This is a genomic window from Streptomyces sp. NPDC060049, from assembly GCF_042736715.1.
Lineage (GTDB): Bacteria > Actinomycetota > Actinomycetes > Streptomycetales > Streptomycetaceae > Streptomyces.
In genome coordinates, this window is sequence record NZ_JBHWVV010000019.1 from 122,705 (window position 1) to 137,004 (window position 14,300).

The 14,300-nt window shown below is 72.8% G+C and carries 11 protein-coding genes and 1 pseudogene; 9 read left to right on the forward strand and 3 right to left on the reverse strand.

Annotation, left to right across the window (positions count from 1 at the left end; translation table 11 throughout):
- Positions 1-51: 51 nt before the first annotated feature.
- Positions 52-378, reverse strand: a complete 327-nt coding sequence (locus ACFWBY_RS29980; RefSeq protein ID WP_385336121.1) for a plasmid stabilization protein — start codon at positions 376-378, stop codon at positions 52-54.
- A gap of 122 nt (positions 379-500) precedes the next feature.
- Between ACFWBY_RS29980 and ACFWBY_RS29985 the strand changes: the two genes are divergently transcribed.
- Positions 501-980, forward strand: coding sequence for an MSMEG_6728 family protein (locus ACFWBY_RS29985; protein WP_385336119.1), 480 nt, complete (start codon positions 501-503; stop codon positions 978-980).
- 318 nt (positions 981-1,298) lie between these two features.
- Positions 1,299-2,189, forward strand: coding sequence for an SDR family oxidoreductase (locus ACFWBY_RS29990; protein WP_385336117.1), 891 nt, complete (start codon positions 1,299-1,301; stop codon positions 2,187-2,189).
- Positions 2,190-2,235: 46 nt separating this feature from the next.
- Here ACFWBY_RS29990 and ACFWBY_RS29995 read toward each other — a convergent pair whose 3' ends face one another.
- Positions 2,236-2,973: a DUF72 domain-containing protein gene (locus ACFWBY_RS29995; RefSeq protein WP_385336176.1), complete on the reverse strand. Its 738-nt coding sequence runs from the start codon at positions 2,971-2,973 to the stop codon at positions 2,236-2,238.
- A gap of 100 nt (positions 2,974-3,073) precedes the next feature.
- On the opposite strand from ACFWBY_RS29995, the gene ACFWBY_RS30000 reads away from it, so the two are divergent.
- Both ACFWBY_RS30000 and ACFWBY_RS30005 read left to right on the forward strand, forming a co-directional pair.
- A complete protein-coding gene (locus tag ACFWBY_RS30000; RefSeq protein WP_385336115.1) occupies positions 3,074-4,168 on the forward strand; it encodes a glutamate--cysteine ligase in 1,095 nt (364 codons plus the stop codon).
- A gap of 96 nt (positions 4,169-4,264) precedes the next feature.
- Positions 4,265-5,560, forward strand: a complete 1,296-nt coding sequence (locus ACFWBY_RS30005) for a peptide ligase PGM1-related protein (RefSeq protein WP_385336113.1) — start codon at positions 4,265-4,267, stop codon at positions 5,558-5,560.
- 80 nt (positions 5,561-5,640) lie between these two features.
- Here the strand turns inward: ACFWBY_RS30005 and ACFWBY_RS30010 are convergent, their stop codons facing one another.
- On the reverse strand, positions 5,641-5,919 hold the full coding sequence (locus ACFWBY_RS30010; RefSeq protein WP_385336111.1) for a GlsB/YeaQ/YmgE family stress response membrane protein: 279 nt from the start codon (positions 5,917-5,919) through the stop codon (positions 5,641-5,643).
- Positions 5,920-6,133: 214 nt separating this feature from the next.
- Between ACFWBY_RS30010 and ACFWBY_RS30015 the strand changes: the two genes are divergently transcribed.
- The 5 genes and pseudogenes from ACFWBY_RS30015 (at position 6,134) to ACFWBY_RS30035 (ending at position 14,127) form a co-directional block, all read left to right on the forward strand.
- Complete coding sequence (locus tag ACFWBY_RS30015; RefSeq protein WP_385336109.1) at positions 6,134-7,135, forward strand: YihY/virulence factor BrkB family protein; 1,002 nt, start codon at positions 6,134-6,136, stop codon at positions 7,133-7,135.
- 121 nt (positions 7,136-7,256) lie between these two features.
- Positions 7,257-7,388, forward strand: a pseudogene (locus tag ACFWBY_RS30020) (DUF6766 family protein); the annotation flags it as partial.
- Between the two features lie 230 nt (positions 7,389-7,618).
- The gene (locus ACFWBY_RS30025; RefSeq protein WP_385336107.1) at positions 7,619-9,400 is read left to right on the forward strand and encodes an N-acetylglutaminylglutamine amidotransferase; all 1,782 of its coding nucleotides are present in this window, start codon (positions 7,619-7,621) and stop codon (positions 9,398-9,400) included.
- A 39-nt stretch (positions 9,401-9,439) separates the two neighbouring features.
- Positions 9,440-11,680: a S9 family peptidase gene (locus ACFWBY_RS30030; protein WP_385336105.1), complete on the forward strand. Its 2,241-nt coding sequence runs from the start codon at positions 9,440-9,442 to the stop codon at positions 11,678-11,680.
- A 209-nt stretch (positions 11,681-11,889) separates the two neighbouring features.
- The gene (locus tag ACFWBY_RS30035) at positions 11,890-14,127 is read left to right on the forward strand and encodes a catalase (protein ID WP_385336103.1); all 2,238 of its coding nucleotides are present in this window, start codon (positions 11,890-11,892) and stop codon (positions 14,125-14,127) included.
- The last annotated feature ends 173 nt before the right edge of the window (positions 14,128-14,300 follow it).

Consider the following 14,300-nt stretch of genomic DNA (forward strand, 5'->3'; position numbering starts at 1 on the left):
GGCCGGGGCGCAGGGGGCGGCCCTCCGGCGGAGGGCGCCTCCTGCGCACGGTCAGCCGAGGGCGTTCTTGAGCTGCTGCTTGGTCATCGTCGAGCGGCCCTCGACGCCGCGCTTCTTCGCCTCCTGGTACAGCTCGTCCTTGGTGCGCTCGGACGAGCTCCCTCCTCCGCGGGACTTCTCGCCGCCGAGCTGCGAGGCGGACTTGCCCTGGGTGGAACCGGAGCTAGCCGTCTTGCTCTCTCCCGAACGCGCGCGTTCCTTGTTCACCGTGCGGGAGGCCATCTCTTTCGCGCGGCCCTCCGACATGCCGCGCGCCTCACCCGACTCCTTGATGTGCTCGTACTGGCGTTCGCGCTTGGGGATTGATCCTCGGGGCATGGCAGAACCCTTCGTCGACGCTGTTGTGTCACGGTCATGGTGCGCGTACCCCGAATACGCCGCATCTCACGCGAACCGGACGGGGGACGCGGGCACGCGTCGCCGTCGCGGAGGGAGACCGCATGCAGACGTTCCTTCCTTTCCCCTCCTTCGACGCCTCGGCGGCCACGCTGGACGTGCGAAGGCTCGGCAAGCAGCGGGTCGAGGCCCTACAGGTGCTGCGCGGCCTGATCGTCCCGGGCTACGGATGGCGCAGGCACCCGGCGGTGCGGATGTGGGCGGGCTACGAGGAGGCTCTCGTCCGCTACGGACTGGAGATCTGCGGGGTCTGGACCGAGGGGGGACGCGCCGATACCTGCGCCGCGACCCTGGTCCAGGACTTCGGGGCGTGGCAGCCGGGGCGACACCCGCGGACGCAGGAGCAGCTGGCCGCCGTCGGGGACCTGCCGCCGTGGCTCGGCGCACCGGACTTCCACCGGAGCCATCAGTCCGCGCTCGTGCGCAAGGCCCCGGACTTCTACCGGGAGCGCTTCCCCGGGGTACCGGACGACCTGCCGTACGTATGGCCGCGGTCCGACCGGGAGTCCGACGGGGAGCCGTGAGCGGCGCGTGCACGGGCTGGGCGAGGTGGATGCCGGAGCGTGCGATGTGGTGGCCGAACCGGTCCGAGAGCACCTGGGTCTGCGCGGTCGGTGGCGCCCATGACCAGTCGTGCACGCCCGGATGGAACATCGGGGCCGCGTCCACAGGGAGGCCGCCCACGCGCGTCACGCAGGGCCGGCGGCCGCCGGGTCTGCGGGCGGCCGCTCGGCAGGGGCATCCTGTAAACGGGAAGACCGGACGGCGGGGGGTACGCGGGTCGGGCCGGGCCGGCGCCGTAGGCGGCGCGGTGGTGGTCTGCTGACGGGCGGAGGCACCGGATGAGGACGCGGACGCACAACCGGCCCCTGCGCGGCCGCACCGTGGTGGTGACGGGTGCGGCGCGCGGGGTGGGAGCGGCCCTGGCCCGGGCGTTCGACGACCGGGGCGCGCGGCTGGCCCTGCTGGGCCTGGAGGGAGAACGTCTGCGCGAGGTGGCCGCCACCTTGCGCAACGAGTCCGCCTGCTGGGAGGTGGACGTGACCGACGACGCGGCCATGGCGGACACGGCCCGCCAGGTCCGTACCCGCCTCGGCCCGGTGTCCGTGGTGGTGGGCAATGCCGGCGTCGCCGAAGCGGGCCCTTTCGCCGACTCCGATCCGCGGGTCTGGCGCCGGGTCATCGAGGTCAACCTCATCGGCAGTGCCGCGACAGCACGCTGCTTCCTGCCCGACCTCCTCGACACCCGCGGCTACTACTTGCAGGTCGCCTCCTTGGCGGCCATGGGAACGTCCCCCCTCATGAGCGCCTACTGCGCTTCCAAAGCCGGCGTCGAGGCCTTCGCCCACGCCCTGCGCGCGGAACTCGCCCATCGGGGGGTCGCCGTCGGGATCGCCTACATCAACTGGACCGACACCGACATGATCCGGGACGGCGAACACCACGTCGCCCTGCGTGAACTGCGCGCACACATGCCGGCGCCCGCACGCAAGGTGTACCCGGCGCCGCAGGTCGCGGACCGGCTGGCTGCCGCCGCCGAACGGCGCAGGTCGTCCGTCTACGTGCCCGCCTGGCTCCGCGCCGTCCAGCCGGTGCGGGCCGGCCTCCCGCCCGTCGTCACCCGTATCGCCCGCACCGAGCTGCCGCGCCTGGAACGTGCGGCGCGGCTCGGGGCGACCGGTCTGCTGGGCGCCGGCGGCCGCGCCGACGAACGGTACCGGCACCACCCCTGAGGCCCCGGAGCGCCGGACCGGGCCGCACGGCCGCCGGTCCCGGCCCTCAGCCGTCCGCCGGGACGGCCGTCAGGCGGCTGAACGACCGTGCGTTGACCACGGCCGCTCCGCCGGGATCGTTGTTGAAGTAGGCGAACACGTCCGCGTCCGCGGGCCAGGTGTCGGCGATGCGGTGCGCCCAGGTCCGCAGGGCGTCCCGGCCGTACCGGGGCGAGGGCCGGGCCCGGCCCTCGTGGAAGCGCAGGTAGCCCCAGTCGGCCGTGCGCCACAGCGGCGTCACGGGCCGCGACCGGCGGTCGGCCCAGCACAGGGCCGCACCACGCCCGGCGAGCACGGAGCGCACTTCCGCCGTCCACCACGACGCGTGCCGCGGCTCGACCGCGACGCGGGTACCGGCGGGGAAGCAGGCGAGGCAGGCGTCGAGCGCGGCCGGGTCGGCGCGCAGCGTGGGCGGCAGCTGGAGCAGGACCGGACCGAGCCGGTCGCCCAGGGGAGCGGCGTGCTCCATGAGCCGCCGGACCGGTTCCGCAGGTTCGCCCAGGCGTTTGACGTGCGTCAGGAAACGGCTCGCCTTCACGGCCATGACGAAGCCCGGCGGGGTCCGTGCCCGCCACTGTGCGAACGTCTCGGGCGAGGGCAGCCGGTAGAAGGCGTTGTTGAGCTCCACGCTGCCGAAATGCCGCGCGTACTCCTCCAGCCACAGCCGTTGCGGCCGGTCGGGCGGGTAGAGGACGCCCGACCAGTCCCGGTACTGCCACCCGGAGGTGCCGACGAGGACGGCCATACGGTCCGCCTGCCCCTCTGGGCTCACGGCCACACGCCTAGCCGGGTGGAATACGCCGCCGCCCAGGGGTGATCTTGGGGTGCACGGGTATTCGCACGACGTGATCACAGTAGGCGTTGAAGAAGAGTACTTGCTGGTGGACCCGGTCACCGGTGCACCGACACCGCTGGTGGAGGACGTGCGCGGTACAGCGGGTCTCGGTCCCTTCGCGGAACGCGGTGAGATCCAGGACGAGCTGCTGCAGGCCCAGATCGAGGTGGCCACACCCGTGTGCTGGAGCCTCGAGGAAGTGGGCGGCCACCTGCTGCGCCTGCGTCATGCGGTCGCCTCGGCCGCCGAGGCGAACGGGTGCCGGATCGCCGCCACGGGTGCGGCCCCGCTGCGCGGGTCCCTGCCCGTGCCCGTGACTCCCACGGCGCGTTACCGGAGGATGGAGGGGGAAGCCCGGCAGCTGGTCGACGAGCAGCTGATCTGCGGGATGCACGTGCACGTCGGGGTTCCCGATCCGGACACGGGCGTCGCGGTGCTGAACCGGATCCGCGGATGGCTGCCGACGCTGCTCGCCATGTCCGCGAACTCGCCGTTGTGGGACGGGCGGGACACCGGCTTCGAGAGCTGGCGCACCATCGTCTTCGGCCGCTGGCCCGTCAGCGGCCCGCCGCCCTCCTTCGACGGCCGGGCCGACTACGAAAGGCGTCTGGATGCGCTGGTCGCCTCGCGGGTGATCGCCGACCGGGGGCAGGTGTACTGGCAGGCGCGCCTGTCCGACCGCTATCCGACCGTCGAGGTGCGCTGCTTGGACGTCCAGCTGCGGGCCGATGACGCCGTCATGTTCGCCGGGATCGTCCGCGGGCTGGTCGCCACGGCGATCGCCGAGGAGAAGGCGGGCACGCCCCTGCCGGTGGTCGCACCCGAGCTGTTGCAGGCGTCGAACTGGCACGCGGCCCGGCACGGCCTGAACGGCACGCTGGTGGATCCGCTCGGCCACCCGCACAGCAGCGGTGACGTGCTGTGCTCGCTCCTGCAGCACATCACCCCGGCCCTGGAGGACGCCGGCGATCTCCGGGGCGTGAGCGCCCTCGTCCACCGGCTCCTCCAGGTGGGTACCCCCGCGGACCGCCAGCGCCGCGCCCTGGCCGAGGGCGGGCTGCCGGGGTTGATCGATCTACTGACCGGCGCCGCCGCGTCCGACTGAGGTGCGGCGGGCCGGGAGAGCCCGTCGTGATCACGACGGGCGGGCGTTCGCGCCGCCGCGGGCGCCCGTACGCCGGGAAAGATCGGAGGAACAGCAGTGAGCGAGCTCGACGCGGGTCCCCTGGTGGTCTTCGCCAACTTCCTCTCCGACTTGGCCGTGGACCTCGACGAAGGCCAGGTACTGGAGCAGTGGGCGCAGCAGGCGCCACGGAAGGCATGGCTCCTGCGGGCCGGGGACGTCCTGGTGACTCCGGGGCCGCTGAGCGCGGAGTTCCGCCGCTATGTGAGCGAACTGACCGGGGTGCCGCAGGAGCGGGCGGCGGTCGTCGAGGTGCCGCCGTCCGGCGCGGTTCCCCTCGCCCAAGCGGTGGTCCGGGCAGGGCTCTTCGAGCGGGTACGGGCCCTCGCGCGCCGCCCGGGGACGGCCCTGCTGCCCACGGCCCAGGACGCGTCCGCGCTCGCCTTCGCACGGGACCTCGGGCTGACCGTGCACCCCTACGGCACGGTCGACGAGGCCTTCGCCGCCCTGCCGACGACCATGCTCCTGAACACGAAGGCGGGCTTCCGCCAAGCCGCCGAGCACGTGGGCATGCGCCTGCCGCAGGGGCGGGTGTGCCGTCGTCCGGAAGTCGAGGACGTGGTGCGGCGGCTGCTCGAGCGGCACGAGCGGGTGGTGGTCAAGCCCGACCGCTCGGCGGGGGGCCACGGTCTGCGCTTCCTCTCGCGGGACGACGTACGGGGCACGGGCCTGGCGCTGGCCACCGTCGGCGGACCCCAGGGCACCTGGGTCGTGGAGGAGTGCGTTCCGGTGGCCGAGTCGGTCAGCATCCAGATGGAGAACACGGCCTCCGGGACGCGCGCCCTGTTCAGCGGTGCGATGCGAACGGAGCGGGGCTCCTTCACGGGGTACGTCTCCCCGCTGCCCGCGGCCTGCGCGCACGCGGCGGCGGAACTGGAGGAGTGGGGGACGGGGCTGGGCCGCCACCTGGCCGCACACGGATACCTCGGCCCCTTCGGACTGGACGCCCTCATCAGCACGGACGGCGTGACGTACGCCAGTGAGAGCAACGTCCGCCGTACCGCCACCACCACGCCGCACACCATGGTCGCCCGGCTGACGGCGGCGGCCGGCATCGATCCTCCGGCGTGGGCGGTGTCCAAGAGGCGCACGCGGCGTCCCGTCGCCTTCGAGGACGCCCTGGGCCGGTTGCACGCACACCGGATCGCCTTCGACCTCGACCGGGGTGAGGGAGTGGTGCTCTACGCGGACGCGCCGCCCGACGGACGCTCCTGGCGCTACGCGGTCATCGCCGCGCAGGGGAGCCGTGTGCGCGAGCTGGAACGCGCCCTGGCGACGGCCCTGGAATTCGAGGAAGCCCGACCCGGCCCGTGAAACGGACGAGGGGCCGCCCCCCAGGCCCGAGCGAGGGGGGCGACCCGTGTCAGGGCGCGGAGTGATCCCGCGGCCGGCGGTCAGGCGTGCCGGTGGGAATGCCGGCTTCCGATGACGAGCCGGTAGAGCGCCAGGAGAATGATGGAGCCGACGATGGCGGCGATCCAGGTGGAGAGGTCGAAGAAGCCGTCGATCGAGTCGACTCCGAAGATGACCTTGCCGAGCCACCCGCCGAGCAGGCCGCCCGCGATGCCGATGAGCATGGTGACGATGATGCCGCCCGGGTCCTTGCCCGGCATGATCGCCTTGGCGATGAGGCCTGCCAGCAGCCCGATGAGGATCCAAGCGATGATGCCCATGATGCGTCTCCTAGCTTCTGAGATGAGGCCGGTGTCACGTCGCTTCTTCACGCGTACGACGTTTCCAAACGTCCGCCACGTGCCGAGCTGGTGATCGACCGTCTGACGCGGCGGGCCCGGAGGGCGGGGCCGTCCGCCCCCCTCGCCGTGCCCCCGGCCGAGCCTCAAGACGCCTCGCCTGCATGAGTGGCGCCGAGGCGGAAAGCCGGAGGATATGAAAAGCAGCGAGGAACACGCGCCGGACCGGCCCACCGCTCTGCCCGGGCGGTCGTGGAAGGAGGTGCTGCGCGGCACCGTGAAGGAGGTCAAGGACGACGAGCTGGCGGACCGGGCCGCGGCACTGACCTACTACGGGGTGCTGGCACTCTTCCCGGCCCTGCTGGTGCTGGTGTCCCTGCTGGGGCTCGCGGGCGAGTCGACGACGCAGAAGGTCCTGGACAACTTCCAGGACCTGGCACCGGGCTCCGCGAGCGAGGTGATCGGCGACGCCGTGCAGCGATTGCAGGGCAACGCCGGTGCCGGATCGCTGATGGCGGTCATCGGCCTGGCCATCGCGGTGTGGTCGGCCTCCGGCTACATCGCCGCGTTCATCCGCAGCTCGAACGCCGTCTACGACATGCCCGAGGGCCGCCCCCTCTGGAAGGTCCTCCCGCTGCGCCTGGCGCTGACCGTCAGCCTGATGGCCCTCGCCTGCGCGGCTGCGCTCATCGTCGTCTTCACCGGCGCCGTGGCCCGTCAGGCGGGCAACGCCCTGGGCATCGGGGACACGGCTCTGACCGTCTGGTCGATCGCGAAGTGGCCGGTCCTGGTGCTGCTCGTCACGATCATGATCGCGCTGCTGTACTGGGCCGCGCCGAACGCCAAGGGGCGCGGATTCAAGTGGGTGACCCCGGGAAGTTTCCTGGCCCTGGCGATATGGATGGCCGCCTCCGCCGGCTTCGCGTTCTACGTCGCGAACTTCGGGTCCTACGACAAGACCTACGGAACCCTCGCCGGCGTGATCGTCTTCCTCGTGTGGGTGTGGATCACCAACCTCGCGATCCTCCTGGGACTGGAGTTCGACGCCGAGCTGGTCCGCCAGCGGGCGATCGCCGGCGGACTGCCCCAGGACGAGGAGCCCTACGTCGAGCCGCGCGACACCCGCGAGTGGAGCGAGGCGGACCGCCGTCGCACGGAGCACGGTGCGGCCGGCGGAGGGGAAGCTTTGTACCGGTGAACGAGGACGGGCGGCCCGCGCCGTGAGGCGCCCGCCCCTGCGGTGAGGCCGGACGGGTGGTCTGCGGGGAACGAGTCGGGTGGGAGGGCACGCGCGGGCATACCTAGGGGACGCCGTTGCCCTGCAGAACTGGCAGTCCGAACTCTTGGCCGTCGCCGCGATGGTCATGCTCTCCGTCTACCTGCGCCGGCGGGGATCACCCGAGCCCAAGCCGGTGGGCGCCGCCCATGCCTCGACCGGCGTCGAGGGCTGACCCACCCGGCCGGACGGTTCCGCAGGAGCGGGGCGCGGGTGAGCGTCCGCTTAAAGGACGCTCGGGCGGGCAGGCGCCCGTATGTCGATCGTCCGTTCGGGCGGACACGCACAGCGTCGGCCCGACTGGCACAGGAGTGAAGTGATGATGCACGTGACCTGGTCCTCCACCGGGAGTGAGGTTCCGAGGGGGTGGCGCTCCCGGAGCGCCGTCCTGGCGGTAGGTGCCCCGTGTGCGGCCTGAGCGGAGAGGTGCGCTTCGACGGCCGAAAACCGGACCTCGCCGCCGTCGAGCGCATGACCGATGCCCTGGAGGCGCGCGGCCCCGACGGCAGAGGGGCGTGGTCGCAGGGCCCGGTGGCCCTCGGCCACCGCCGCTTGCAGATCATCGACCTGTCCGAGCGCGGTGCCCAGCCCATGACCGACGCGCAGCTGGGGCTCACCGCGGTCTTCAACGGTTGCATCTACAACTACCGCGAGCTGCGGGGCCGCCTCGAAGGGCTCGGGCACCGCTTCTTCTCCGGCTCCGACACCGAGGTGGTCGTCAAGGCGTACGCAGAGTGGGGCCAGGAGTGCGTCGAGTCCCTCATCGGCATGTTCGCCTTCGCCGTGGTCGAGCACCACACGGGCCGCGTCGTACTGGCCCGTGACCGGCTGGGCATCAAGCCCCTGTACGTCACCCAGGACGGCGAGCGCCTGCGCTTCGCCTCGTCCCTGCCCGCGCTGCTGGCGGGCGGGGGGGTCGACACGTCCCTCGACACCGTGGCCCTCCACCAGTACCTGACCTGGCACGGCACGGTCCCGGCGCCCCGCACCGTACTGGCGGGCGTCAGGAAGATCCCGCCGGCCACCGTCCGCGTCGTCGAGCCGGACGGCACCCACCGTGACCACTGCTACTGGCAGCCCTCGTACACCCGGCACTCCGAGCTCGGCGAGGATCCGGTGCTCTGGCGGGAGGCGGTGCACGACGCGCTGCGCACGGCGGTGCGGCGCCGCACCGTCGCCGACGTCCCCGTGGGCGTGCTGTTGTCGGGCGGGCTGGACTCCAGCCTGATCGTGGCGCTGCTGGCCGAGGAGGGGCAGGACGGCCTGGCGACCTTCGCGATGGGCTTCGAGGCGGAGAAGGGGGAGGACGGAGACGAGTTCCGGTACTCCGACCTCGTCGCCCGCGGGTTCTCGACCGACCACCACCAGTTCATGATCCCGTCCGACCGGCTTCCGTCAGCCTTGGACGCCGCGATCGGCGCCATGAGCGAACCCATGGTCAGCCACGACGCCGTCGCGTTCCACATGCTGTCGGAACAGGTCTCCAAGGAGGTCAAGGTCGTGCTGTGCGGCCAGGGCGCCGACGAGGTGTTCGCCGGATACCACTGGTACCCGCCGATCGCGTCGGCCGCCCGGACGGATGCGCACGAGGCCTACGCGTCCGCGTACTTCGACCGGACGCACACCGATCTCACGGCCATGCTGCATCCGGACTTCACCGCCGGCCACGACGCCTCGACGGACTTCGTCCGCGCCCACATGTCCGCGCCGGGGGCCGACACCGCTCTCGACGCGGCCCTGCGGATGGACGTCCACGCGCTGATGCCCGACGATCCGGTCAAGCGGGTCGACAACATGACGATGGCCTGGGGTCTGGAGGCGAGGGTGCCGTTCCTGGACCACGAACTCGTCGAGCTGGCCGCGGCCTGCCCGCCGCGGCTGAAGCTCGCGCAGGACGGCAAGGCGGTACTCAAGGACATCGGGCGTACGGTCCTGCCCCGGGAGATCGTCGACCGTCCGAAGGGCTACTTCCCGGTTCCCGCGGTCCGGAACATGGCCGCGCCCGTGCTGACCCGCGTCCGGGACGCCTTCGCGGCACCGGAAGCGCGCCGACGCGGGATCTTCGACCGGCGCGTGCTCCGGGAGCTGCTCGCGGAGCCCAACCGTCATCGCACCGTACGCGGTGCCAGCACCTTGTGGCAGGTGGCGTCGTTGGAGATCTGGCTCCAGACGCACGGCATCCAGTGAGCCGCCGACACCTGCGAGCGGAACCGGGAGAGGCGGCCCATGCCCCTTGAGTACAGGAAGCCTCGGGAGTACGCGCCCGGGGCCGCCGACGGGATGGCGGCGGCCCACGCCGTCGGGACACCGCCCCCACCGGAGGCCGGGCCGGAGCCCGCACCGGAGCCCGCACCGGAGCCCGCACCGGCTCCCGTACCGATCCGGATGCCCGGCAACCGGCCCGCCGACCCGCCGACCCTCCTCGCCGCCCACGGGTGCTGGTACCCGTCCGCCGACCCCACCGGTGAGCACGTGGCCTTCATCTGCGACCGGGCGGGCGTCCCCCAGCTGTGGAGCGGGCCCGCAGGGACGAGCGAAGTCCACGTACTGGACGGCGACCCCGACCCGGTGACCGAGGTCTCCTGGTCACCCGACGGGCGCTGGATCGCCTACACCTCGGCTCCCGGTGGCGGCGAGCACACCCGGGTCCTGGTCGTGCGCCCGGACGGCACCGGACGCCAGGTCCTTGCGGGCGCCGAGCCGGGAAGCTCCGCCCACCTCGGGTGCTGGACGCGGGACGGCAGCGCCCTGGCCGTCACCGTCGCCCAGCCCTCCCGGGCGGGCTCGGAGCACGGTGGGCCAGGGCATCTGCCCGCGGACGCGGACGGTGCGCCGGTCGCCGCCGGCAGGGCTCCCGGTGCGGCCTGGTCCGAACGCGGCGGTCCCGCGGTCCTGCTCGGAGGCGGGGCGCCGCAGCCCGCCGTGCCGTCCGTGCTCGGCGCGGCCCGCCCGGCCGTGGACGGCACGCCGGTCGCGGAGCCCGGCCCGGCGCGGGGCGGCGGGCTGGCCGCCTACCTGGTCGACCCGGACGGCGCCGACGCGCCCGTCCTGCTGTTCAGCGAGGAGTCGGCCGCCTCCCTGCGCGTGTGCGACGTGAGCGCGCAGGGGCGCTTCGCGCTCGTCCGCCGCGGCCCCCGCGGCCGTCGGGAAGGCCTCGTGCTCGACACGGTGTCCGGCCGCACCGCCTTCTCGCTGCACGTCGCCGACGGGGATCCCTGGATCGGCCGGTTCTCCGCCGACGCGCGCACGCTGTGGCTGCGCAGCGACGCGGAACGGGAATTCGCGGCCCTGCTGCGCGTACGGCTGGACGAGGAGGGCGCGTGCCAGGGCGTTCACGTCGCGGCCGAACGCGACAGGTCGGGCCTCGACCTGCTGAGCGTGCCCGACCACGGCCGGTGGGCCGTCCTCGCCTGGAACGTGCACGGCGCCACCGAGCTGGAGAGCGTGGCGCTGCCCCTCACCCCTGCGGACGACGCCATCGGACCGCGTCACCGGGCGGTCCTGCCCCACGAAGTGGTCACCCGCATGGCGCCGGTGGAGCGCGGCGGGCTGTTCACCGCCCTCGCGGGATCCCGGCGCAAACCCGGCATCTGGCAACTGGACGAGGCCCTGCTGCCCACGCGCACCGGCTGGTCGGCCCGCGACGAGGACGCGGTCCCGCCGGGGCGCCCTCCCGTACGGCCGCTGCCCCTGCGCTGCGCGGCCCGCGACGGGCTGGAACTCGCCGGCTGGTACTACCGTGCGCCCGAAAGGGATCCGGGGCGGCCTGCCCCGTGCGTGATCCACCTCCACGGCGGCCCGGAGGAACAGGAGCGGCCGGTGTTCAACCCGCTGTACCACGAGCTCCTCGGCAGGGGCCTGGACGTGTTCGCCCCCGACGTCCGCGGTTCGTCCGGCTGGGGGCGGTCCTTCGTGGACGCCGACCTCGGCGCCGGCCGGTTCGCCGCGATCGACGACGTCGCCGACTGCGCCGCACACGTGGTCGCGCTCGGGTACGCCGACCCCCTCAGGCTCGGGGTGATGGGCCGCTCGTACGGCGGCTACCTCACCATGGCCTCCCTGGTGTGGCATCCGGACCTCTTCCGTGCGGGGGTCGCCGTCTGCGGGATGTCGGACTTCGCGACGTTCTTCGCCGGTACGGAACCGTGGATCGCGCAGTCCGCGGCCGCCAAGTACGGCCACCCCGAACACGACCGCGAACTGCTCCGCACCCTGTCCCCGATGAGCCGCGCCGACCAACTGCGCGCTCCCGTGCTGGCCGTCCACGGCGAGCACGACACCAACGTCCCGCCGACGGAGTCGGAGCAGTTCGTCCGGGCGGCGCGCGAGCGCGGTGTGCCGGCGCGGCAGCTGACGTTGCGCAACGAGGGACACGAGTTCCTGCGCGCCGACAACCGGCGGCTCTACCGGCGTACCGCAGCGGACTGGCTGGAACAGCACCTCGGCCGGAGGCCGACGGCCCCGTGAGCCGGGAGCGGCGTGTTCCGCGGCGTCCGCGTCTTCGCGGACCACGGGGTTCATCGCGGCTCAGCGGGTAGGCGACGGCACGCGCAGCCGTGAGGCAGCGGGCGGATGCCCCGGGGCGGCGGGTGAGAAACACCCGGACCCCGTTTGGGAGCGGATGCCTGCCGGTCATGGCTGAAGCGTCCAGTAGACGCCGTTCCCTGGGAGAGACGATGACCACGAAGCACACCCCCGCGGCCTCCGATCCGGGCGGGGACGGGCTGCCGGGCAAGCCGGGGCCCGTATCCCCGGCGGTGGCCGAGCCGACACGGCCCGCGGAGCCCCTGCCGCCCAAGGCGGACCAGGAAGGGCCGGAGACCGTGAGCCCCACCGGCCAGGCCACCGGGGCGGAGCAGGCGCGCACGGCGCAGAGCGGCGCGTACCTCACCACCGCCCAAGGGGCACGCCTGTACGACAGCGACCACTCGCTGAAGGCGGGGGCGCGGGGGCCGGTCCTGCTCCAGGACCACCATCTGCGCGAGAAGATCACGCATTTCGACCACGAACGGATCCCGGAGCGGGTGGTCCACGCCCGCGGCGCGGCCGCCCACGGCGTCTTCCAGGGTTACGGAACGGCCGAGGAGGTGACGCGGGCCGCCTTCCTGGCGAAGGACGTGGAGACTCCGGTGTTCGTCCGGTTCTCCACCGTCCTGGGCTCGCGCGGTTCGGCCGACACGGTGCGTGACACCCGGGGCTTCGCGACGAAGTTCTACACCGACGAGGGCACCTTCGACCTAGTCGGCAACAACATCCCGGTGTTCTTCATCCAGGACGCGGTCAAGTTCCCCGACATCATCCACGCCGGCAAGCCCCACCCGGACCGGGAGATCCCGCAGGCGCAGAGCGCCCACGACACGTTCTGGGACTTCGTGTCCCTGCACACCGAGGCCACCCACCACACCCTCTGGAACATGTCCGACCGCGGGATCCCCCGCTCCTACCGGATGATGGAGGGCTTCGGCGTCCACACCTTCCGCCTGGTCGGCGCGACCGGTGACACCACACTGGTGAAGTTCCACTGGAAGCCGAAGCTGGGCGTGCACTCCCTGGTGTGGGAGGAGGCCCAGCTGATCAACGGGATGGATCCCGACTTCCACCGCCGGGACCTCTTCGACGCCATCGAATCCGGCGCCTTCCCCCAGTGGGAGCTGGGCATCCAGGTCTTCCCCGACACCGCCGACCAGATGTTCGAAGGCATCGACCTCCTCGACCCCACGAAGATCGTCCCGGAGGAGATCGCGCCGGTCCAGCCCGTCGGGCTGATGACCCTGAACGCCAATACGAAGAACTACTTCGCGGAGACCGAGCAGGTCGCCTTCCACCCCGGCCACCTGGTTCCCGGCATCGACGTCACCGACGATCCGCTGCTCGCCGGCCGGCTCTTCTCCTACCTCGACACCCAGATCAGCCGGCTCGGCGGACCCAACTTCGGCCAGATCCCCATCAACCGGCCGCACGCCCCCGTGAACGACATGCTCCGCGACGGCATGCACCAGACCGCCGTCCACACGGGTGTCGCCCCCTACCGGCCCAACAGCCTCGACGGCGGCTGCCCCTTCCTCGCGGGCGCCGACACGAGTGCCTTCATCGAGACACCCGTACGGGTCCCCGAGGCCGGCAAGATCCGTGAGGCGCCCGCCTCCTTCGCGGACCACTTCACGCAGCCCCGGCTCTTCTGGCTCAGCATGACCCCGCCGGAACGCGAGCACATCATCGCCGCCTACACCTTCGAACTGAGCAAGTGCTTCGAACAGGCCGTCAGGGAACGCACCCTGGGGGTCCTGGCGAACATCGACCCGGAGCTGTGCGAGAAGGTCGCCGAAGGCCTCGGCCTGCCGGTACCGCCCGCCACCACCGAGCTCGTCACGCCCGAGCCCAGCCCCGCCCTCTCGCAGCTGGGGCGGACGTGGCCGGTCGACGGACGCGTGGTCGCCATCGTCACCGACGCCACCGCCGACCCGCAGGGCGTGCGGAGCGCGCGGCAGGCCGTCCTGGACGCGGGCATGGTGCCGCTGATCGTCGCCCCGGCCGGCGGCACCCTCGACCCCGACGGTGACCCGATCGCCGTGCAGCGCACCTTCGCCACCGCCCGCTCCGTCGAATTCGACGCCCTGCTGTTCGCCGGAGCACCCGGGCCGGGCTCCGACGCCCACGGCGCCCGGGACGCCAAAGCCGGCGGGCCCGCGCCGCAGGGACCCGACCCCCGCGTCGTGCTCCTCCTCACCGAGGCCTACCGGCACGGAAAGGCCCTCGGCGGCTGGAACGGCGCGGACCGGCTCCTCGAAGCCGCCGGCGTCGACGCGGACGGTCCCGGCATCGTCCTGGGCGAGGACGGCGCCTCGGTCGTCGTGGCCCTCGTCACCGCCCTGTCCGAGCACCGCGCCTGGGACAGGTTCCCGCCGGCCGCCTGACCCCGGGCGGGAAACAACCGCGGGCCCACCGCGTCCCTGGCGGCGGTGGGCCCTTCCCGTGCGCCGCAGCGGCCCGGCGGACAGGAGAGGCGCGCCCCGCGGGACGGGGTTACGTTTGATGCTTCGAAGATCGCCCGGAAGCCGAATGGGACGTCTTTCACGGGGCAGCCGCA

Bases quoted from the DNA above. Each gene is read 5' to 3' on its own strand.
- ACFWBY_RS29980 (WP_385336121.1), bottom strand. From the start codon at position 378: ATGCCCCGAGGATCAATCCCCAAGCGCGAACGCCAGTACGAGCACATC.
- ACFWBY_RS29985 (WP_385336119.1), top strand. From the start codon at position 501: ATGCAGACGTTCCTTCCTTTCCCCTCCTTCGACGCCTCGGCGGCCACG.
- ACFWBY_RS29990 (WP_385336117.1), top strand. From the start codon at position 1,299: ATGAGGACGCGGACGCACAACCGGCCCCTGCGCGGCCGCACCGTGGTG.
- ACFWBY_RS29995 (WP_385336176.1), bottom strand. From the start codon at position 2,973: ATGGCCGTCCTCGTCGGCACCTCCGGGTGGCAGTACCGGGACTGGTCG.
- ACFWBY_RS30010 (WP_385336111.1), bottom strand. From the start codon at position 5,919: ATGGGCATCATCGCTTGGATCCTCATCGGGCTGCTGGCAGGCCTCATC.
- ACFWBY_RS30015 (WP_385336109.1), top strand. From the start codon at position 6,134: ATGAAAAGCAGCGAGGAACACGCGCCGGACCGGCCCACCGCTCTGCCC.
- ACFWBY_RS30030 (WP_385336105.1), top strand. From the start codon at position 9,440: ATGCCCCTTGAGTACAGGAAGCCTCGGGAGTACGCGCCCGGGGCCGCC.
- ACFWBY_RS30035 (WP_385336103.1), top strand. From the start codon at position 11,890: ATGACCACGAAGCACACCCCCGCGGCCTCCGATCCGGGCGGGGACGGG.